18 protein-coding genes are annotated in these 18,655 nt (G+C 74.0%); 9 read left to right on the top strand and 9 right to left on the bottom strand.

Annotated features, from left to right (window positions below; translation table 11 throughout):
- The first annotated feature begins 15 nt into the window (after nt 1–15).
- Nucleotides 16–1,176 carry a xylose isomerase gene (xylA, locus tag ACI79Q_RS04670; protein ID WP_456589437.1) on the top strand — a complete coding sequence of 387 codons (1,161 nt, stop codon included), beginning with the start codon at nt 16–18 and terminating at the stop codon, nt 1,174–1,176.
- 63 nt (nt 1,177–1,239) lie between these two features.
- On the opposite strand, the gene ACI79Q_RS04665 is transcribed toward xylA, so the two are convergent.
- Nucleotides 1,240–2,154, bottom strand: coding sequence for an alpha/beta hydrolase family protein (locus ACI79Q_RS04665; RefSeq protein ID WP_456589438.1), 915 nt, complete (start codon nt 2,152–2,154; stop codon nt 1,240–1,242).
- 1 nt (nt 2,155) lies between these two features.
- Complete coding sequence (locus ACI79Q_RS04660) at nt 2,156–2,521, bottom strand: hypothetical protein (protein ID WP_456589439.1); 366 nt, start codon at nt 2,519–2,521, stop codon at nt 2,156–2,158.
- Between the two features lie 37 nt (nt 2,522–2,558).
- Between ACI79Q_RS04660 and ACI79Q_RS04655 the strand changes: the two genes are divergently transcribed.
- Nucleotides 2,559–3,107, top strand: a complete 549-nt coding sequence (locus tag ACI79Q_RS04655; RefSeq protein WP_456589440.1) for a helix-turn-helix domain-containing protein — start codon at nt 2,559–2,561, stop codon at nt 3,105–3,107.
- Here the strand turns inward: ACI79Q_RS04655 and ACI79Q_RS04650 are convergent.
- The gene (locus tag ACI79Q_RS04650) at nt 3,097–3,600 is read right to left on the bottom strand and encodes a hypothetical protein (protein WP_456589441.1); all 504 of its coding nucleotides are present in this window, start codon (nt 3,598–3,600) and stop codon (nt 3,097–3,099) included. The genes ACI79Q_RS04655 and ACI79Q_RS04650 overlap by 11 nt on opposite strands.
- 183 nt (nt 3,601–3,783) lie before the next feature.
- Here ACI79Q_RS04650 and ACI79Q_RS04645 point away from each other — a divergent pair, with 183 nt between their 5' ends.
- The gene (locus ACI79Q_RS04645; RefSeq protein WP_456596594.1) at nt 3,784–4,920 is read left to right on the top strand and encodes an ROK family protein; all 1,137 of its coding nucleotides are present in this window, start codon (nt 3,784–3,786) and stop codon (nt 4,918–4,920) included.
- A gap of 9 nt (nt 4,921–4,929) precedes the next feature.
- Here ACI79Q_RS04645 and ACI79Q_RS04640 read toward each other — a convergent pair whose 3' ends face one another.
- Nucleotides 4,930–5,313, bottom strand: coding sequence for a hypothetical protein (locus tag ACI79Q_RS04640; protein WP_456612405.1), 384 nt, complete (start codon nt 5,311–5,313; stop codon nt 4,930–4,932).
- A 177-nt stretch (nt 5,314–5,490) separates the two neighbouring features.
- Here ACI79Q_RS04640 and ACI79Q_RS04635 point away from each other — a divergent pair, with 177 nt between their 5' ends.
- From ACI79Q_RS04635 to ACI79Q_RS04615, 5 genes are all read left to right on the top strand, one after another.
- A complete protein-coding gene (locus ACI79Q_RS04635; protein ID WP_456589444.1) occupies nt 5,491–7,086 on the top strand; it encodes a sugar ABC transporter ATP-binding protein in 1,596 nt (531 codons plus the stop codon).
- Complete coding sequence (locus ACI79Q_RS04630) at nt 7,083–8,279, top strand: ABC transporter permease (RefSeq protein ID WP_456614281.1); 1,197 nt, start codon at nt 7,083–7,085, stop codon at nt 8,277–8,279. Before ACI79Q_RS04635 ends, ACI79Q_RS04630 begins: the two co-directional genes overlap by 4 nt.
- 111 nt (nt 8,280–8,390) lie before the next feature.
- Entirely contained in the window at nt 8,391–9,416 is a 1,026-nt protein-coding gene (locus ACI79Q_RS04625; RefSeq protein ID WP_456589446.1) for a substrate-binding domain-containing protein, read from the top strand.
- A gap of 64 nt (nt 9,417–9,480) precedes the next feature.
- A complete protein-coding gene (locus ACI79Q_RS04620) occupies nt 9,481–10,656 on the top strand; it encodes a Gfo/Idh/MocA family protein (RefSeq protein ID WP_456596596.1) in 1,176 nt (391 codons plus the stop codon).
- Nucleotides 10,656–11,663, top strand: coding sequence for a sugar phosphate isomerase/epimerase family protein (locus ACI79Q_RS04615; protein WP_456596597.1), 1,008 nt, complete (start codon nt 10,656–10,658; stop codon nt 11,661–11,663). The genes ACI79Q_RS04620 and ACI79Q_RS04615 overlap by 1 nt, the downstream gene beginning before the upstream one ends.
- 122 nt (nt 11,664–11,785) lie before the next feature.
- On the opposite strand, the gene ACI79Q_RS04610 is transcribed toward ACI79Q_RS04615, so the two are convergent.
- The 4 genes from ACI79Q_RS04610 to ACI79Q_RS04595 all read right to left on the bottom strand — a co-directional run bounded on the left by ACI79Q_RS04610 (nt 11,786) and on the right by ACI79Q_RS04595 (nt 17,480).
- Nucleotides 11,786–12,271, bottom strand: coding sequence for a hypothetical protein (locus tag ACI79Q_RS04610; RefSeq protein WP_456614280.1), 486 nt, complete (start codon nt 12,269–12,271; stop codon nt 11,786–11,788).
- A gap of 160 nt (nt 12,272–12,431) precedes the next feature.
- A complete protein-coding gene (locus tag ACI79Q_RS04605) occupies nt 12,432–14,003 on the bottom strand; it encodes a DEAD/DEAH box helicase (protein ID WP_456614279.1) in 1,572 nt (523 codons plus the stop codon).
- A gap of 295 nt (nt 14,004–14,298) precedes the next feature.
- Entirely contained in the window at nt 14,299–15,930 is a 1,632-nt protein-coding gene (locus tag ACI79Q_RS04600) for a GMC family oxidoreductase (RefSeq protein ID WP_456588429.1), read from the bottom strand.
- Nucleotides 15,927–17,480 carry an aldehyde dehydrogenase family protein gene (locus tag ACI79Q_RS04595; RefSeq protein ID WP_456598718.1) on the bottom strand — a complete coding sequence of 518 codons (1,554 nt, stop codon included), beginning with the start codon at nt 17,478–17,480 and terminating at the stop codon, nt 15,927–15,929. The genes ACI79Q_RS04600 and ACI79Q_RS04595 overlap by 4 nt, the downstream gene beginning before the upstream one ends.
- A 124-nt stretch (nt 17,481–17,604) precedes the next feature.
- On the opposite strand from ACI79Q_RS04595, the gene ACI79Q_RS04590 reads away from it, so the two are divergent.
- Nucleotides 17,605–18,120 (top strand): hypothetical protein, encoded by a 516-nt coding sequence (locus ACI79Q_RS04590; RefSeq protein ID WP_456614278.1) that lies wholly within the window; start codon nt 17,605–17,607, stop codon nt 18,118–18,120.
- Nucleotides 18,121–18,126: 6 nt separating this feature from the next.
- Here ACI79Q_RS04590 and ACI79Q_RS04585 read toward each other — a convergent pair whose 3' ends face one another.
- A complete protein-coding gene (locus ACI79Q_RS04585; RefSeq protein ID WP_456588432.1) occupies nt 18,127–18,558 on the bottom strand; it encodes an ATP-binding protein in 432 nt (143 codons plus the stop codon).
- Between the last annotated feature and the right edge of the window lie 97 nt (nt 18,559–18,655).

Genomic DNA, 18,655 nt, shown 5'->3' with positions numbered 1-18,655 from the left:
GATGGAGATCCCCGCATGACCGACTACACCCCGACCAAGGACGACAAGTTCAGCTTCGGTCTCTGGACCGTGGGCTGGCAGGGCGTCGACGTCTTCGGCGGCGCCGTCCGGCCCCCGCTGGACCCGGTGGAGTCGGTGCACCGGCTCGCCGAGCTCGGTGCCGCCGCCGTCACCTTCCACGACGACGACCTGGTGCCCGACGACGCCACCCGCGACGCCACTCTCGAGCGGTTCAAGAAGGCGCTGGCCGAGACCGGCATGGGCGTGGAGATGGCGACCACCAACCTGTTCGGCGCCCCGGTGTTCAAGGACGGCGGCTTCACCGCCAACGACCGCGCCGTCCGCCGGTACGCCATCGCCAAGGTGCTGCGCAACATCGACCTGGCCGCCGAGCTGGGCGCGAAGACCTACGTGCTGTGGGGCGGACGTGAGGGTGCGGAGTCCGGTGGCACCAAGGACGTCGCCGCCGCGCTGGACCGGTACAAGGAGGGCCTGGACCTGCTCTGCTCCTACGTGCGGGAGAAGGGCTACGACATCCGGTTCGCCCTGGAGCCCAAGCCGAACGAGCCGCGCGGCGACATCCTGCTGCCGACCATCGGCCACGCGATCGCCTTCATCAACGAGCTCGAGGAGCCGACCCGCGTCGGGCTGAACCCCGAGGTCGGGCACGAGGAGATGGCCGGGCTCAACTTCGCCATGGGCATCGGCCAGGCGCTGTGGCACGACAAGCTCTTCCACGTCGACCTCAACGGCCAGCACGGCCCGCGCTTCGACCAGGACCTGCGCTTCGGCGCGGGCAACCTGCGCGGGGCGTTCTGGACCGTCGACACGCTGCTCGGCTCCGGGTCGGGGAAGGCCTACGACGGCTACCTGCACTTCGACTACAAGCCGCCGCGGACCGAGGACATCGACGGTGTCTGGGAGACCGCCCGCGCCTGCATGCGCAACTACCTGATCCTCAAGGAGAAGGCGCAGGCGTTCCGGGCCGATCCCGAGGTCGCCGAGGCGCTGGAGGCCGCGCGCGTGGCCGAGCTCGCCGTGCCGACCCTGGCCGAGGGCGAGAGCCTCGACGCCCTGCGCAACGAGGCCCACGACCCGGAGACCCTGGGTGCCCGCGGGCTGCAGTTCGAGCGGCTCGACCAGCTGGCGATGGAGCACCTGCTCGGCGTCCGCTGAGCAGACCGGCCCGGCGGCGGGCGGGCACCCCGGGACCTCCCAGGGTGCCCGCCCGTCCCGCGTTCAGGGGCGGGTGGTCCGCCGGCACCAGTCGGCGACGGTGGCGAGGAGCTCCGCGTCGACGGGGGACCGCAGCTCCTTCCGGTAGGCGCTCATCGACGCCGGCCCGGCCTGCCGGCGCAGCGTGTGGGTGAGGTCGGGGACCAGGTGCGTCTCCACCGGCCCGCCCACGGTGGCCGCGACCACCGCCAGGTCCTCCGGCCGCACCTGCAGGTCCTTGGCGCCGGTGACCGCCAGGACCGGGACCGTGATCCGGGCGAGGTCCTCCCGTGGGTCATGTGCCAGGAACTCCCGGGTCCACCGGGCGTTGACCCGGGCGCCGCCGATGCGGGCGACGTCGGTGGTGGTGGCCTTGACCCGTGCGTGGTTGGCCGCGACCTTCGCCTCCAGGTCGGTGCGCAGGAGGCGGAGCAGGAACCGCACCGGCGCCGGGAGGGTCGGCGCGATCTGCCGCGCCTGCCACCGCAAGAGCTCCTCGCCGCGGGTGGCGCTCATGGCGAGCAGCACCAGCCCGGCCACGGGCGCGCCGCGGGCGGCGAGCGAGGCCGCGAGGATCGCGCCCTCGCTGTGCCCGGCGAGCAGCACCCGCTCCGGGTCGACCTCCGGCCGGGCGCGCAGGACGTCGAGCGCGGCGGCCAGGTCCTCGACGTTGTCGTGCAGACCGGCGGCCCGCCAGTCGCCGGGGCTGCCGCCGACCCCGCGCTTGTCGTAGCGCAGCGACGCGATGCCCGCCCCGGCCAGGGCGTGCGCCAGCTGGCGGGTGACGTCGAAGCGGGCGCGGCGGTGGTTCGAGTCGCGGTCGAGCGGGCCGGAGCCGGACGCCAGCAGGACGGCGGGCGCGGGCGGTGCTGCCTCGGGGAGCGAGAGGGTGCCGGCGAGCGGGGTGGCGCCGGGGATCTGGACCGGGACGTCGCGCACGTCAGGCGACCGGGTGCAGCGCGGCGGCCACGGCCGGGGCGTCGTCGGTGCCGACGAGCAGGGTGTCGTACCCCTGGCCCGTCAGGCGGACGCGGACCGCCGGCTGCCCCCGGCGCACGCAGACCAGCGTGCGCTCGCCGGGGCGCCGCCAGGTGCCGATCTTCCGGGCACCGGGGAGGGCCAGGCCGGGGGCGCGCAGGCCGCGCGTGGCCGGCAGGGCGTCGGCCACCACCTCGGCCGAGCGGACCGCCGAGCGCGGCACTTCCACGTCCCGTAGCAGGCCGGCGATCTTCTCGCCGAGGGTGAGGCGCACCGCGACGGTGGAAGGTGTCAGTTGCAGCGTGGCCATGGCGGACACTATTCTCACGCGTGAGACTGTTGTCAAGGATGAGAACGGTGAGCGCGTGAACTCGGTGGACCTGCTGCTGCACCCCGTCCGGCTGCGCGTGGTGCAGGCCTTCCTCGGCGGCCGCACGCTCACCACGGGAGAGGTGCGCTCCGCGCTGCCCGACGTGCCGGTCGCGTCGCTCTACCGGCACGTCGGCGTCCTCGCCGACGCCGGGGTGCTCGAGGTGGTGGGGGAGCGGAGGGTCCGCGGCGCCGCGGAGCGCAGCTACCGCCTGGTGTCGTCGGCGGCGGAGGTATCGGCCGACGACCTCGCCACCATGACGGGCGAGGACCACCGGCGGGCGTTCACCACGTTCGTCGCCTCGCTGCTGGCGGACTTCGACCGCTACCTCGACCGCGGGGAGCCCGACCTGGTGCGCGACGGGGTCGGTTACCGCCAGGTCGGCCTCTGGCTCACCGACGCCGAGTTCGACGAGCTGCTCACCGAACTCCGCGGGGTGCTGCAGGCACGGCTGGCCAACCGGCCCGGCGACGAGCGCCGGCGCCGGCTGGTCGGCCTGGTGAACCTGCCCGGGGAGGAGCCTCCCGGGGAGGTCAGTCGCTGAGGCGGCGGCGGGCCTTCGCGGCCCGCTTGTTGGCCTTGTCGAGCGTCTTCGCGGCCTTGCGCACCCGCCGCGGCTCGCGCTCGAGGGTGCCGCGCACCAGCATGCCGATGCCGATGCCGAGCAGCCAGCTGTCCTTGGCGATCGCCAGCCCCTGCTCGGTGGGGGCGAGGCTGCCCTCCTTCCGCATGCCCGGCGTCTTCAGGTAGAGCCCGAGCAGCCCGCCGGAGAAGGCGGTGAGCGCAGCGCCGGCAACGGCGGTGGGCACGAACGGCGTGAGCAGCGCCGCACCGACGGCGATCTCGGCGGTGGACAGCGCCTTCGCGAACTGCTGCGGCTCCATCCGCGCGAGGAACGGGTACGTGCCGCTGGCGAAGCCGTGCATGCCGGCCGCCGCCTGCTCGTCGGCACCGCGCTTGCCGAGGCCGCTGTTGAGGATGAAGGCGCCGGCGGAGAGCCGGGGTGGGATCTCGGACAGGGTGATGGGCAGACCCACGGGAGCACACCTTTCTGGTCGGTGGAGCTGGTCCAGTGCTCAACCAGCATGACCCGACCAGTGCCCCCGCACACGTCGGGCAACCCCGTGCCCGACGTGTGCGTGTGGCGGCCTCGCGCCACCGGCGGTGCGGGCGCGGCGTGTCACTATGACGGCGTGGCGTCCACCTCTGCGTCTGCCGGCGTGCTGTTGCGTCACGTGCGGACCGGCCGCGCCCGGAGCCGGGCGGACCTGGTCGCGCTGACGGGCGCCTCCCGCAACACCGTGAGCGCACGGGTCGATCAGCTCATCGCCGCGAACCTGCTGGCGGAGGGCGGGCGTGGCTGGAGCACCGGCGGCCGCCCGCCGACGCTGCTGCGCTTCAACAGCGGCGCCGGCTGCGTGATCGCCGTCGACCTCGGGGTGACCAGCGTCGACGTCGCCGTCACCGACCTGTCCGCCCAGATCCTCGCGACCGTCGGCCACCCCATCGACATCGCCGACGGCCCCGGGCCGGTGCTGGCGGAGGTCGACCGGCTGGCCCAGCAGGTGCTCGCCGAGGCGGGGCTGACGGCGGGCGACGTCTGCGCGGTGGGCGTGGGCGTGCCCGGCCCGGTGGAGTTCTCGACCGGCCGACCCTCGCATCCGCCGATCATGCCGGGCTGGCACGACTACCCGATCCCCAGCGCGTTCGGCCGGTACGAGTGCCCGGTCTACGTCGACAACGACGTGAACGTCATGGCGCTGGGGGAGATCGGCGTCGCCGGCTCGGTGCAGGACGTGCTGGTCGTCAAGGTGGGGACGGGCATCGGCTGCGGCGTGATCGTCGACGGTCGGGTGTACCGGGGGGCGCAGGGCAGCGCCGGCGACATCGGGCACATCCACGTCGCCCAGCCCGACGGCCGCACCGTCGTGTGCCGGTGCGGGCAGGAGAACTGCCTGGAGGCGATCGCCGGCGGCGGCGCGCTGTTGCGGGACGCCGTCGCCGCGGGGTTGCCGGTGGAGACCGTCCGCGAGGTCGTGCGGCTCGCCGCCCAGGGGGACGGCGTGGCGCTGGAGCTGGTCCGCGGCGCGGGGCGCACGATCGGCACGGTGCTCGCCGCGCTGGTCAACTTCTTCAACCCGCACCGCATCGTCATGACCGGGGGTGTGGCGCAGGCCGGCGTCCCGCTGCTCGCGGGCATCCGGGAGGCCGTCTACCGCCGCTCGATGCCGCTGGCCGCCCGCGCCCTGGAGATCACCGTGAGCGAGGCTCCCGAGCGCTCCGGCCGCGTCGGTGCCGCGCTCATGGCGATCGAGGAGTTCCTGGACGAGGACTCGGTCCAGGCCCTGGCGCGCTGACCGGCGCCCTCAGGACTGCAGGGCCAGCACGAGGCAGCAGGCCGCCAGGACCAGGCACACCGGGGTCATCACGGCGCGCTCCGCCCGGCTGTGCGACGCGGCGTTCACCGCCACGCCGAGTCCGAAGTAGGCCGTCAGCACCCAGATCCCGGCGTTCACGCCCCCCGCGGCGCCCGGCACGGTGAGCTGCGTGGCGGACGCCCGGATGGTGAGCGCGAAGAGCGCGTACAGCGCGATCGACAGCGCGCTGCCGATGCGCAGCCGGCGGGGGAGCACGCGGTGGCGCCCGCCCCAGGCGAGGTGGCCGAGCGGGGCGCCGGCGACGAGCGCCGCCTGGAAGACGGCCAGGCCGGCCAGCAGGGCGACGGCGACGGCGGCCGGCACGACGATCACGCGCCGCACGGTAGCGGTCCGGCTCGCGCGGAAGGCGAGGAGAGCGCCCGGGCCGGCGTCGAGGTCTCGGTTCGGTAACCGGCGCCCGGAACCTTGACCCCCTGTGACGCGGCACATATGTTGCTCGCTCAGCGGACTAATGGTCAATGGTGAGCAGAAGTACCGGAGGTGGGCGCAGTGGCCGGTGCACCGGTGGGGCACGACGGCGCGGGAGGTGCGCCGCTCCTGGCGATGCACGGCATCGTCAAGACGTTTCCGGGGGTGCGCGCGCTCGACGGCGTCGATCTCGATGTGCGGGCCGGGGAGGTGCACTGCCTGCTCGGGCAGAACGGCGCCGGGAAGTCGACCCTGATCAAGGTGCTCGCGGGCGCGCACCAGCCCGACGGCGGGCGGATCGAGTGGCGCGGCGAGCCGGTCTCCCTGACCAACCCGCAGGTGGCGATGAAGCACGGCATCGCCACCATCTACCAGGAGCTCGACCTGGTGGCCGGCCTCACCGTGGCCGACAACATCTTCCTGGGCCGCGAGCGGTCGCGGTTCGGCCTCGCCCGGCCGGCGCCGGCGAACGAGGCCGCCGGCAAGCTGCTGGCCCGGCTCGGCCACCCGGAGATCCGGCCCACCGCGGAGGTCGGCTCGCTGCCCGCCGCCGCGCAGCAGATGGTCAGCATCGCCCGGGCGCTCTCCCAGGACGCGCAGCTGATCGTCATGGACGAGCCGTCGGCCGTCCTGGACAACGAAGAGGTCCAGCACCTGTTCGAGGTGATCCGGGACCTGACCCGCGACGGCGTCGCGGTCGTCTACATCTCCCACCGCCTCGAGGAGATCCGCGAGGTGGGCGACCGGATCACCGTGCTCAAGGACGGGCGCACCGTGGCCACCGGGCTGCCGGTGCGGGACACCACGACCCGCCAGGTGATCGAGCTGATGACCGGCCGCGACATCGAGTACGTCTTCCCCGAGCGCCGGGCCGTCCCCGCCGCGGAGCCGCTGCTCTCGGTGCGCGACCTGAGCCTGCGCGGCACGTTCCGGGGGGTGTCCTTCGACGTCCGCCCGGGCGAGGTGGTCGGCCTCGCCGGGCTGGTGGGCTCGGGGCGCTCGGAGATCCTCGAGACCGTCTACGGCGCGCGCCGGGCGACCGGCGGCACCGTCTCGGTGGCGGGCCAGCGGCTGCGCCCGGGCCGGGTCTCCGCCGCGGTGGCCGCCGGCGTCGGGCTTGCCCCCGAGGAGCGCAAGAGCCAGGCGCTGCTCCTCGGCGACGCCGTCTACCGCAACATGAGCATCGCCAGCCTGGCCCGGTTCGCCCGCGGCGGGTTCCTCTCCGGCAGCAACGAGAAGGACGCCGCGCGCGAGCAGGCGCAGGCCCTCGACGTCCGCCCGGGCGACGTCAGCCGGGAGGTGCGGACGCTGTCGGGCGGCAACCAGCAGAAGGTCGTCCTCGCCCGCTGGCTGCTGCGCGACTGCCGGGTCCTGCTCCTCGACGAGCCCACCCGCGGCGTCGACGTCGGCGCCCGCTCGGAGATCTACGCGCTGATCCGCGAGCTGGCCGACCGCGGGGTCGCCGTCGTCGTGGTCTCCAGCGAGATCCCCGAGGTGCTGGGCCTGGCCGACCGGGTGCTGGTGATCTCCGACGGATCGGTCGTCGCCGAGCGGCCGGCCGACGCGCTCGACGAGCACGCCGTGCTCGACCTCGTCATGGAGGGATCGGTAGGCCCGCGCCAGCGCGGCGACCGGCAGCAGCCCACCGCACAGCAGCACGAAGGGGACGTGGCATGACCGGCAGCACCGCGACGACCGGGGGAGCGGGCGCGCCCGCGACGCCGAAGGGCCGCGCGCCCGAGGGGAACGGCGGCAGGCGCGCCGGTTTCATGGCCGGGTCGGCGGGGCCGCTGGTCGGCCTCGTCGTCGCGCTGGCCCTGCTCTGCATCGTCGGCGCGGTCACCGCGCCGGAACGCTTCGTCGACATCAACAACGTGCTGACCATCCTGCGGCTGGCCGCGGTCGTCGGCGTGGTCAGCATCGGCATGACGTTCGTGATCATCGGCGGTGGCATCGACCTCTCGGTGGGCGCGCTGGTCGCGCTGTCGTCGGTGTGGGCGACCACGCTGGCCACCCAGGCCATGGCCGAGGACTTCCACTGGATCGTCATGGTGTTCACGGCGATCGCGGTCGGCGCCGGCGCGGGGCTGGTCAACGGGATCGTCATCGCCTACGGCCGGCTGGTGGCCTTCATCGCCACCCTCGCCATGCTGGTCTCGGCCCGCGGCCTGGCCGAGATCATCGCCAACCGCCGCACCCAGATCGTGCAGAACGAGGGCTTCCTCGACTTCTTCACCGGCGACGTCCTCGGCATCCCGATGCTGGTGATCATCTGGGCGCTCGTCTCGGTCGCCGGCTGGGTCCTGCTCAACCGCACGACCTTCGGCCGGCACACCTTCGCCGTCGGCGGCAACGCCGAGGCTGCCCGGCTGGCCGGCATCCGCGTGCAGTGGCACACCTTGAAGCTCTACGTGCTCTCAGGCGTCACCTGCGGCATCGGCGCGGTGATGCTCATGGCGCGGACGACGACCGGCACCTCCACCCACGGCACGCTGCTGGAACTCCAGGTGATCGCCGCCGTCGTCATCGGCGGCACCCTGCTCACCGGTGGCCGCGGCACGATCGTCGGCACCGTCCTCGGCGTGCTGATCCTCATCACGCTGGGCAACATCTTCACGCTCAACAACCTGTCCAGCTCGGTCCAGGCCGTCGCGCAGGGCGTGATCATCGTGGTCGCCGTCCTGCTGCAGACGCGGCTGGCCGAGGGGCGCCGCGGCTCCGGCTGGGTGTCCCGCCTGCGCTCCGGCCGGGGCGAGTCGTCGTCCGGCGGCGCGGTCGCGGGGGGCACCCCGGCCGGCGCGGTGTCCGGCGGCTCGAGCGTGCCCGGCGCGCCGGGCGGCGACCGGCCCGGCACCGGCTCCGCCCCCTGATCCCCATGCACTGACTTCCCCACCCCCCAGAACCTGCCGGCGACCCGCCGGACGTGGCACACCGAGGAGAGATACATGTCTGCAGCGAGGCAGCGCCCCCACCGTCGTCTGATGTCCACCGCGGTCGCCCTGGCCGGCGCCTCCGTTCTCGTCGCCGGCTGCACCAGCAACGAGCCGGAGAGCTCCGGCGGTGGTGGTGGCGGCGGCACCGGCGCCGCGGCCAGCTCCAACGACGAGACCGGCGAGACCGTCCGGATCGGCTTCTCCGCGCCCGCCGCCGACCACGGCTGGATGGCCGGCATCACGGAGGCGGCACGGGACGCGGCCGGCGAGTACGAGGACATCGACCTGCAGGTCGCCGAGGGCACCAACGACGTCAGCACGCAGATCAGCCAGGTGGAGACCTTCATCAACGAGGGTGTCGATGCCATCGTGCTGCTGCCGTTCGACGGCGCTGCCATGACGCCGGTGGCGCTGCAGGCGATGGAGGCCGGCATCCCGGTCATCAACGTCGACCGCGAGTTCAACAGCCCGTTCGCCGCCCGCGCCACCGTCCTCGGCGACAACTACGGCATGGGCGTCTCCGCCGGCACCTACATCTGCGAGCAGGTCGGCGACAACCCCGACGCCGTCGTCGCCGAGATCGCCGGCATCGACTCGCTGCCGCTGACCCAGGACCGCAGCCAGGGTTTCGCCGACGCGCTGGCCGACTGCGGCCTCGACGTCGACAACCGGGTCGCGGCGGACTTCACCGTCGAGGGCGGCGAGGAGGCCGCGGCCAACCTGCTGCAGGCGGCACCCCAGATCGACGCCCTGTGGAACCACGACGACGACCAGGGCGTCGGCGTGCTCGCCGCCATCCAGAACGCCGGCCGCGACGAGTTCGTCATGGTCGGCGGCGCCGGCTCGGCGAACGCGATGCGGGAGATCCAGTCCGGGGACTCGGTGCTGCAGGCGACCGTCATCTACCCGCACACCCAGGCCGCCGACGGCATCCGCCTGGCCCGGCTGATCGCGCAGGGCAAGTCGATGTCGGACCTGGTCTCGCCCGAGGTCCCGCGGGAGATCGTGCTCAACGCGCCGGTCGTCACGGCCGAGAACGTCGACGAGTACATCGACCGCGCGTTCGAGTCCTGATCCGACGGGGCAGCGGGGGAGCGAGCGCGTTCCCCCGCTGCTCCACCTCCGCTGGGAGAAGCAGATGACCCGTACCCTCGGCGTCGGCCTGATCGGCTACGCCTTCATGGGCGCCGCGCACACGCACGCGTGGCGCACCGCCCCCCACTTCTTCGACCTGCCGCTGCGGCCGGAGCTGACCGTGCTGGCCGGGCGGGACGCCGCCAAGGTCGCCGAGGCCGCCGGCAAGCTGGGCTGGTCGAGCACCGAGACCGACTGGCACCGCGTCGTCGAGCGCGAGGACGTCGACCTGGTCGACGTCTGCACCCCCGGGAACACCCACGCCGAGATCGCGATCGCCGCGCTCGAGGCCGGCAAGCACGTGCTCTGCGAGAAGCCGCTGGCCAACACGGTGGCCGAGGCCGAGGCGATGGCCGAGGCGGCGGCGAAGGCCGCGACCCGCGGCGTCCGGTCGATGGTGGGCTTCACCTACCGGCGGGTGCCCGCGATCGGGCTGGCCCGCAAGCTCGTGGCCGAGGGCCGGCTCGGCCAGATCCGGCACGTCCGCGCGCAGTACCTGCAGGACTGGATCGCCGACCCCGCGGCACCGATGTCGTGGCGGCTGGAGAAGGACAAGGCCGGCTCCGGCGCGCTGGGCGACATCGGGGCGCACGTCGTGGACCTGACGCAGTACATCACCGGCCAGACGCTCACCGGGGTCAGCGCGACGCTGGAGACGTTCGTGACCGAGCGCCCGCTGCCCGCGTCGGCCGGATCGTTGTCCGGCGTCGGCGGGGAGGGGACGGGGCAGGTCACCGTCGACGACGCCGCGGTCTTCCTCGGCCGGTTCGCCGGGGGAGCGCTCGGCGTGTTCGAGGCGACCCGGTTCGCCCTCGGCCGCAAGAACGGCATCCGCATCGAGATCAACGGCTCGGCCGGCAGTCTGGCCTTCGACTTCGAGGACATGAACGTCCTGCAGTTCTTCGACGGCACCGAGCCCGCGGAGACCGCCGGCTTCCGGCGGATCATCGTGACCGAGCCGGAGCACCCCTACGTCGCCGCGTGGTGGCCGGCCGGGCACGGCCTGGGCTACGAGCACGGCTTCACCCACCAGGTCGTCGACCTGGTCACCGCCATCGGGGCGGGGGAGGACCCGGCCCCCTCGTTCGCCGACGGCCTGCAGGTCCAGCGGGTGCTCGACGCCGTCGAGCGCAGCGCGGCGGACCGCTCCACCTGGACCGAGATCGAGAGGAACTCCTGATGCCCCGTCCCGTCACGCTGTTCACCGGCCAGTGGGCCGACCTCCCCTTCGAGGAGATGTGCCGGCTGGCCTCCGGCTGGGGCTACGACGGCCTGGAGATCGCCTGCTGGGGCGACCACCTCGACGTCGAGCGCGCCGCGAACGACGACTCCTACGTGGCCGAACGCCTCGACATCCTGAAGCGGCACGGCCTGCAGGTCTTCGCGATCTCCAACCACCTCAACGGCCAGGCCGTCTGCGACGACCCGATCGACGAGCGGCACCGCGGCATGGTGCACCCGCGGGTGTGGGGCGACGGCGACCCCGAGGGGGTGCGGCAGCGCGCCGCGGAGGAGATGAAGCTGACCGCCCGCGCGGCGGCCAAGCTCGGCGTCGACGTGGTCGTCGGGTTCACCGGCAGCAAGATCTGGAAGACCGTGGCGATGTTCCCGCCGGTCCCCGAGTCGATGATCGAGGACGGCTACCGCGACTTCGCCGACCGGTGGAACCCGATCCTCGACGTCTTCGACGAGGTGGGGGTGCGGTTCGCGCACGAGGTGCACCCGAGCGAGATCGCCTACGACTACTGGACGACGGTGCGCGCGCTGGAGGCGATCGGTCACCGGGAGGCGTTCGGGCTGAACTGGGACCCGTCGCACTTCGTGTGGCAGGACCTGGACCCGGTCGGCTTCCTGTGGGACTTCAAGGACCGGATCTACCACGTCGACTGCAAGGACGCGAAGAAGCAGGTGGGCAACGGCCGCAACGGCCGGATGGGCTCGCACCTGCCCTGGGCCGACCCGCGGCGCGGCTGGGACTTCGTCTCCACCGGGCACGGCGACGTCCCGTGGGAGGCGTGCTTCCGCATGCTCAACACCATCGGCTACGCCGGGCCGATCTCGGTGGAGTGGGAGGACGCCGGCATGGACCGGCTCGTGGGTGCGCCAGAGGCGCTGGAGTTCGTCCGCCGGCTGGCCTTCGACCCGCCGTCGGCCGCGTTCGACGCCGCCTTCGCCAGCGGCGGCTGAGCTCCGGCGGTCCGGCCGCCGGTGGGGTGCAGGGAACCGGGTGGGCCGGCGGGTGACGTCCCGCCGGCCCACCCGGCGGCGTTCTCCGGCGCGGCGCGGCGACGAGCGGTGCCGCGGCAGGGTCACTCCACCTGGACGGTGACCTCGATGCCTCGTTCCCGGTCGTCGCGCTGCGAGGAGTAGAAGACGTACTCGCCGGGATCCAGGGTGACGGTGAGGGTGCCGGTCAGCCCCGGCCGGATGACACCGGTGGTCGCGACCTGCTCCCCGTCGCGATCGACGGAGAGGTCGTGCTCCTGGCCGCCCTCGTTGACGACCTCGATCTCGTAGGGTCCCGCCGCCAGCTCGGTGGGCATGACGATGCCGCCGTCCTCCAGCCGCACCGTCTCGGTGAGGACGTCGGTCTCCACGCCGGTCGAGGTCGCCGACGGCGAGCCGCCACGCCCGGAGTCACCGGGCTGGGTGGGCAGCCCCGGCGCCGTCTCGGTCGGCACGGCGTCCTCCGTGGAGCCGTTCCCCCCGCAGCCGGTGAGCAGGCCCAGCCCGACGGCGAAGGCGGTCGCCGTGACCCGGCGTCGGTGGGACGGGGGACGGGGCGATCGGGGCACGGTGCCTCCTCCGGGTGCGGTGCCCCCGGCGCGGACGCCGTCGCCCGGCCCGCGCCGGATGAGCGTCGGATCCGACGTGCAGTCCAGTGCCCAGCGATGCGCGGACCAACCGTCGACCCCTCGCCCGCGGCGGCACCGGGTCGGCGCCGCCGCGGCGCGGTCAGCGACCTCGGCGGGACCGCGAGCTGAACGAGGCGGCCGAGGTCGTCCCGGCCCGCGCGGCCAGCTCGGCGCGGGTGCGGGCCGGGCCGCTCGCGCGACCGGAGCCCCCCGAACCACCGCGGCCGGAGGCCGCTGCGGGCTTGGTCGAGCCAGAGCCGGAACCCGAGCCGCCGCGACGGCGACGGCCGCCACCGGAGCCCTGCGGCTGCGGCTCCGGGGCCGGAGCCGGCTCGACGTAGGGCGCCGCCGGGCCGGCGAGCTCGGCGATCTGCTCGGCCCCGGGGCGGACCTGGCTGACGATCGGGGAGATCCCGGCCTGACGGGTCAGGGTGCGCACCTCGCCCACCATGTCGGGGGTCGTGATCGTGACGACGGTGCCGCCGGCGCCGGCCCGGGCGGTGCGGCCCGACCGGTGCAGGTAGGCCTTGTGCTCGGTCGGCGGGTCGACGTGGACGACCAGCGCGACGTCGTCGACGTGGATGCCCCGGGCGGCGATGTCGGTCGCGCACAGCACCCGGCTGGAGCCGTTGCTGAACGCCTCGAGGTTGCGCTCACGGGCGTTCTGGCTGAGGTTGCCGTGCAGGTCGACGGACGGGATGCCCGCCGCGGTGAGCTGCTTGGCCAGCTTCTTGGCCTGGTGCTTGGTCCGCGTGAACAGCACGCTGCGGCCCAGCCCCGACGCCAGCTGGCGCACGACCTCGGCCTTGTCCGCGCTCTGCACGTGGAAGACGTGGTGGGTCATCGTGCTGACCGGCGCCACCGCGGGGTCGACCGAGTGGGTCGTCGGGTTGTCGAGGTAGCGCTTGACCAGCACGTCGACGCCGTTGTCCAGCGTGGCGCTGAAGAGCATGCGCTGCCCGACTTTCGGGGTGCGGTCCATGATGCGCTTGACACCGGGCAGGAAGCCCAGGTCGGCCATGTGGTCCGCCTCGTCGAGGATGGTCACCTCGATGGCGCCCAGGTCGCAGTGACCCTGGCCGATCAGGTCCTCGAGCCGGCCGGGGCAGGCGATGACGATGTCGACCCCGCGGGCCAGCGCCTGCACCTGTGGGTTCTGGCCGACGCCGCCGAAGATCGTCGTCGCCGACATGCCCAGCGCCCGGGCCATCGGGTCGACGACCGCGAAGACCTGGTTGGCCAGCTCACGGGTCGGCACGAGCACCAGCGCGCGCGGGCGCTTGGCCTGGCGGCGGGTGCCGGAGGCGGCGAGCCGGGCGACCAGGGGGATGGAGAAGGCGAGGGTCTTGCCCGAGCCGGTGCGGCCGCGGCCGAGGACGTCGCGCCCGGCCAGGCTGTCGGGCAGCGTGGCGACCTGGATGGGGAACGGCGCGGTGATGCCGCTGGTCTCGAGCACCTCCACCATCGGCGCGGGGACGCCGAGGGCGGCGAAGGTGGTGTCGGTGGGGAGCACGGTCGCGTCGGCCCCGACGGGGACGACGACGGGCGCGGGGGCGGCGGCGGGCGCCGGGCGGTTCTGGTTCTGCTGCTCGCCGGCCGGGCGGGTGCCGCGGCCGCGGCCGCCACGACGGCGGCGGGCGCCGCCCTCGCTGGGGGCGGGGGTGTTCTGCATGGAGGTCAATGGAGTCCTTCGACGCTCGAGTGGCTGCGCGACCACCGCAGTCGAGCGAGCGCCGGCGCACCTGCGCGTGGGCAGGGCGGGCTCGCATCGTCGGCGAGACGTCGGTCAGCCGGGCGCACCAAGGTGGCGCAGCCTCAGCCCGACGTCGATTCCTGCCGCTCCGGATGAGCGAGGGCGGCGCCGGTACACACCACTCAACCAGACCCGGCCGCCGTGTGGTCCCACCGGGAGGGAGTGTCAGGTCACATCGGGTGAGGACGCGGCACCTCCCGGAGGCGCTTCCGGCTCAGTGCGCGGCGGCCGGCTGCCCCGCGGGCGTGCGGCCGAGGATCAGGTCGGCCGCCCGCTCGGCGATCATGATCGTCGGCGCGTTGGTGTTGCCGCGCACCAGCGTCGGCATGACCGAGGCGTCGACCACCCGCAGGCCCTCGATGCCGCGCACCCGCAGCTGCGGGTCGACGACGGCCATGTCGTCGGAACCGTCGTCGGTGCCCATCCGGCAGGAGGACACCGGGTGGTAGAGCGACTCGAGGGTGTCGCGCACCTTCTGCCGCAGCGCTTCCCGCCCGTGCACCGTGCCGCCGGGCGACCACTCCTCGGCCAGCACCGAGGACAGTGGGGCGACCGAGGCGATCTCGCGGGCCCGCTCGACGCCGGAGACCAGCGCGTCGAGGTCGCGCTCGTCGGTGAGGTAGCCGGCGTCGATGGCCGGGGCCCACGTCGGGTCGGCCGAGCGCAGCCGCACCGAGCCGCGCGAGTGCACCCGCACGAGCACGACGGCCGCGGTGAAGGCCTCGGCGTCGGGGTCGACCTCCGCCTGCTTCCAGAACTTCACCGGCAGGAAGTGCAGCTGCAGGTCCGGCTCGGCCACGTCGGGGCGGGACCGGGTGAACAGCCCTGCCTCGGCGAGGTTGGAGGTGAGCGGGCCGCGACCGGCCGCCTTCCACTTCGCGAGGTTGACCGGCGTCTCGGCCAGCCGCAGGGACCTCCCCGAGCGCACGGTCCAGATGACCGGCACCAGCGGGTGGTCCTGCAGGCCGGCGCCCACCCCCGGCAGGTCGTGGACGACGTCGACGCCGACCTCGCGCAGGTGATCGGCCGGGCCGATGCCGGAGAGCATCAGCAGCTGCGGGGAGTTGACCGCGCCGCCGGAGAGCACCACCTCCCGGGTGGCGCGCACGGTGTGCAGCCGGCCGCCGCAGCGGTACTCGACCCCGGTGGCCCGCCCGTTCTCGACCAGCACCCGGGTGGTCAGCGCCCCGGTGCGCACGGTCAGGTTCGGCCGGCCGGCGGCGGGGTGCAGGTAGGCGTCGGCAGCCGACCAGCGGCGGCCGCGGCGCTGCGTCACCTGGAACGGGCCGACGCCCTCCTGCGTGGCGCCGTTGAAGTCCGGGTTGCGCGGGTAGCCGCTGGCCACCGCCGACTCGACGACCGCCGTGGTCCACGGGTGCGGCGAGCGCAGGTCCTCGACCCGCAGCGGGCCGCCGACGCCGTGCCACTCGTCGGCCCCGCGGGCGTTGTCCTCCATCCGCCGGAACAGCGGCAGCACCTGCTCGTAGGACCACGACGGGTCGCCGGTCAGCTCGGCCCACTCGTCGTAGTCGGCCCGGGCGCCGCGGATGTAGATCATCGCGTTGATCGACGACGAGCCGCCGAGCAGCTTGCCGCGCGGCCAGAAGAGCCTCCGGCCGCCCAAGCCGGGCTGCTCGTCGGTCGTGTAGTTCCAGTCGTGCCGGGTGCGCCAGACCTTGTACAGCCCGGCGGGGATCTTGACCTCGAGGACGTCGTCGGGGCCGCCGGCCTCCAGCACGAGCACCCGCAGCGACGGGTCCTCGCTCAGCCGCCCGGCGACCGCGCTGCCGGCCGAGCCCGCGCCGACGACGACGACGTCGAACTCCGCTCCGTCCGCCGTGCTCACCGGTGTCGTCCGTGCAGCATGCCCATGACCCGGGCGAGCGCGTCGGCGGCGTTCGCGGGCCGGCCGAAGCTCATCAGGTTGACCGGCAGCGGCACGCGCTGGCGGGTGATGGCCTTGGCGCGGGTGAACTCCTTGAGCCCGTCCTCGCCGTGGATGCGGCCGAAACCGGAGTCGCCCACGCCGCCGAAGGGCAGGGCGGGGACCGAGGCGAAGGTGAGCACCGAGTTGATCGACGTCATGCCGCTGCGCATCCGGCGGGCGAGGTCCATCGCCTTGTCCTTGGAGGCCGAGAAGACCGCCCCGGCCAGGCCGTAGGTCGTGTCGTTGGCGCGCTGCAGGGCCTCCTCGGCGTCGCGCACCTTCGTGATGGTGAGCGTGGGGCCGAAGGTCTCCTCGCGGATCGCCGCCGAGTCCTCGGGGACGTCGAGCAGCACGGTGGGCGCCACGTAGCCCTGGGCCGGGAACGCCTCGGCGTCGGTGCCACCGGTGACCACCCGGGCGCCGGCGGACTCGGCGTCGGCGACGTGCGAGCGGACCACGTCGATCTGCCCGGGCATGGTCATCGGGCCGTAGGTCGCCCCGCCGTCGGCACCCGGTCGCAGGGTGCGCACCTGGGCGGTGACCGCGTCCACGAAGCGGTCGTAGACCGCCTCGGTTGCGTACACCCGCTCGATGCCGATGCAGGTCTGGCCCCCGTTGCTCATCGCGCCCCAGACGGCCGCGTCCGCGGCGGCGGCCACGTCGGCGTCGTCGTCGACGATCATCGCGTCCTTGCCGCCGAGCTCCATGAGCACCGGGGTGAGGGTCTCGGCGCAGGCGGCCATGACCTTCCTGCCGGTCGCCGCGGAGCCGGTGAAGGCGAGCTTGTCGACGGGCACCCGGCACAGCGCGGCGCCGGTGGACCCGAAGCCGGTGACGACCTGGAAGGCGTCGGCGCAGTCGGGGACGGCCGCCCGCCAGGCGGCGGCCAGCCAGGCGCCGACGGCCGGCGTGTACTCGGAGGGCTTGAAGACGACGGCGTTGCCGGCGGCCAGCGCGTAGGCGATCGAGCCCATCGGCGTGAACACCGGGTAGTTCCACGGGCCGATGACGCCGACGACGCCCAGCGGCTGGTACTCCAGGTAGGCGGCGTGGTTCGCGGCCAGCAGGCCGGGGTTGACCTTGCGCGGGCCCAGGGTCTTGCGCGCGTGCCCGGCGGCCCAGGCGAGGTGGTCGACGGCGAGGGTGATCTCGAGGATCGCGTCGGCATGCGGCTTGCCGTTCTCCCGGTGCACCAGGTCGGCCAGCTCGTGCATGCGCCGGGCCAGGTAGCCGCGGTAGGCCGAGAGCCGCTCCTTGCGGCCGTCGAAGCCCAGCGCCGCCCACTGCTGCGCGGCGGTGCGGGCCCGCGCGACGGTCGCGCCGACGGCGGCCTCGTCGTGCACGGGGAAGACGCCGACGACCTCGCCGGTGGCCGGCGCCGTCGACTCGAACGTCTCGGTGGTGGCGTGCCGGCCGACCGTTCCCGCGGTGGAGCCGGTGACCGTGTCCATCTGCTCGGCGAGCGACATGTGACGCACGTTACCCGCGAGTCACAGACATCGGCGCCGGGGTTCGCCCGGTCGGGGAGAGCCACCGATCCGAGACATCGCGGTTCCGCGCATGGCATCCTCACGAGGTGGTGCGGAGGGCGGCGTGGGTGCTGGCGGGGCCCTCCTGCTGAGCGGGTGCGCGCGGAGCCTCGAGGAGCAGGCGCACGATCGGTTGCAGGAGCGCGTCGGGTCGGTGCACGAGCACTACCTCGACGATCGCGCGCGCGACCCCCTGTCCACCGGCCGCGCCGCACTCGAGTCGCTGGACCCCTACGGCGAGGCGCTGGCGTCCTCGGCCGACGGGGACGAGATCCGGCTGCTTGTCGGCGTCGGCGTCACGGTGTCGGAGACGGAGGGGTGGAAGCCCCAGACGACCACCGCGTCGCTGGGCACCTGCCTGGAGGTGCTGATCACCGTCGGCGAGGGCGGGGACGACCGCGGGACGGTGCGCACCGAACCCGTCCGGTGCCCGCCCCGTATCGAGGTCCTCGGGGACGACAACTCGCCGGTGGATGCACTGACCACTGATCTGGACGGCCGGGAGGACGACGTCCCCGAGCCGCCGTACGACCGCCCGGTCTGCTACTCCGGCGGAGACTGCACCGAGGGCGGCGGCTGACCCGGTTCAGCCGCCACCGTCCACCACGGCCCAGGCGGTCTTGGCGCCGGGCTCGGCGAACCAGCCGTGGGCCAGCGAGAGGTCGGCCACCAGGTAGAGCCCGAAGCCGCCGAGCCCGGGGTCGCGGCCCTGGGCCGGGGCCGGCGGGACGTCGGCGGCGGAGTCGCGGACGGCGATCAGCCACCGGTCGCCGTCGCGGCCGAGGACCGCCGCGACCGGGGCGCCCCCGTGCCGGAGGGCGTTGGAGGTGAGCTCGTCGGCGATGAGCACCAGCCGCTCGGACCAGTGGTCGCGCTCGGGGTGGGCGACGGTGGGGCTGCCGGTCGTGGCGGTCCGCAGCCGGGCGCGCAGCGCGGCCAGCTCACCGAGCGAGGAGAGCTCCTGGCACCACACCTCGGCGAACCGGTCCGGGGGGCGCGCGGACTCCCAGAGCGCCACCCGTCACCGCCTCCTCGTGCCGGCTCCGCTGACCGGTCGTGGCGCCACCCTGCCCGTTCCGGCGCGGGTCGAATCCTCGTCCCACCCCGAAGAGGTG

Source organism: Blastococcus sp. SYSU DS0828 (assembly GCF_054050975.1).
Note: the sequence above shows the minus strand (reverse complement) of the source record. Positions and strands in the feature narration are given on the sequence as shown.

Coding starts and splice junctions, on each gene's coding strand:
- xylA (WP_456589437.1), top strand. CDS start 16: ATGACCGACTACACCCCGACCAAGGACGACAAGTTCAGCTTCGGTCTC.
- ACI79Q_RS04630 (WP_456614281.1), top strand. CDS start 7,083: ATGACCGGCAGCACCGCGACGACCGGGGGAGCGGGCGCGCCCGCGACG.
- ACI79Q_RS04625 (WP_456589446.1), top strand. CDS start 8,391: ATGTCCACCGCGGTCGCCCTGGCCGGCGCCTCCGTTCTCGTCGCCGGC.
- ACI79Q_RS04620 (WP_456596596.1), top strand. CDS start 9,481: ATGACCCGTACCCTCGGCGTCGGCCTGATCGGCTACGCCTTCATGGGC.
- ACI79Q_RS04615 (WP_456596597.1), top strand. CDS start 10,656: ATGCCCCGTCCCGTCACGCTGTTCACCGGCCAGTGGGCCGACCTCCCC.
- ACI79Q_RS04605 (WP_456614279.1), bottom strand. CDS start 14,003: ATGCAGAACACCCCCGCCCCCAGCGAGGGCGGCGCCCGCCGCCGTCGT.
- ACI79Q_RS04595 (WP_456598718.1), bottom strand. CDS start 17,480: ATGTCGCTCGCCGAGCAGATGGACACGGTCACCGGCTCCACCGCGGGA.